General features: G+C 31.0%; 1 protein-coding gene. It reads left to right on the top strand.

Annotated features, from left to right (window positions below; genetic code table 11):
• The first annotated feature begins 121 nt into the window (after positions 1–121).
• Positions 122–907: a DUF4348 domain-containing protein gene (locus H1A14_RS23045; RefSeq protein WP_194778670.1), complete on the top strand. Its 786-nt coding sequence runs from the start codon at positions 122–124 to the stop codon at positions 905–907.
• Positions 908–923 lie beyond the last annotated feature (16 nt).

Raw genomic sequence — 923 nt, 5'->3', positions numbered from 1 at the left:
TTCAAATAAAAATTATGTGCTAATTTCGGGCTTTAAGCGGTGTTTGGAAGTTTGGTGGGGAAATCGCCACCTTCGCCAAGCTGCAAAACGTTATAGCCAATAATAACACAGAACATCGAAAATGAAGCAAATACTCCCTTTTTTAATGTTGATCATTTTTATGTTGTCATGCAATTCTGAAAAAAATCAGAAAAATGAAATGACAGCCATGGAAATAAGCAATACTGAAATGAAAACCGCAGAAATCAAAGGTGACTCTTCATTTGTGGACTTCTTTGAAAAATTTATGTGGAATAGAGAATTTCAAAAATCCAGAGTTGTTTTTCCTATTAAACTAAAAGACAATAATATAAAGAGTTCTGAAGAATGGAGACATCTACCATTTTATACTGCAAATGCATATATTCCAACCTTGACTTCGGACACGCTGAGCATTTTTGACAAAGACGTAAAACTTGAATCTACAATAATGTTTACAGTAGATTTCAAAAAGGAAATTGCAGAATCATTTGCATTTAAAAAAGTAAATAAGAATTGGTATTTGAAAAATTCTAAGAAAACGACTTTTGCGAATTTGCCAGACCTTGACTTTATTAATTTCCTGACGAAGTTTTCTAAAGATTCAATTTTTCAAGTTAAAAGTATTTCTTTCCCAATCACAGAATCATTTGCTGACTCAGACAACGACTATGAAACAGCAACAAAAACAATTAAACAAGAAGACTGGGAATTTTGGAAGTTAACTGACGACATAAATCAACTTATGATTTTATCTAACGTCCAAGCTGACAATAAATACAGAAATATATTTTTTCGTGGAGTAGAAAACGGAATATGGGTAAAATATACATTTGAAAAAATTAACGGAAATTGGAAACTAATTAAAATTGAAGACTATTCGACATAAAAGAATTACTGGCTAT

This window comes from Pararhodonellum marinum, from assembly GCF_015354735.1.
Classification (GTDB): Bacteria; Bacteroidota; Bacteroidia; order Cytophagales; family Cyclobacteriaceae; genus Pararhodonellum; species Pararhodonellum marinum.
The sequence above is the reverse complement of the archived record's forward strand: the minus strand, read 5'-3'. Positions and strand labels throughout refer to the sequence as shown.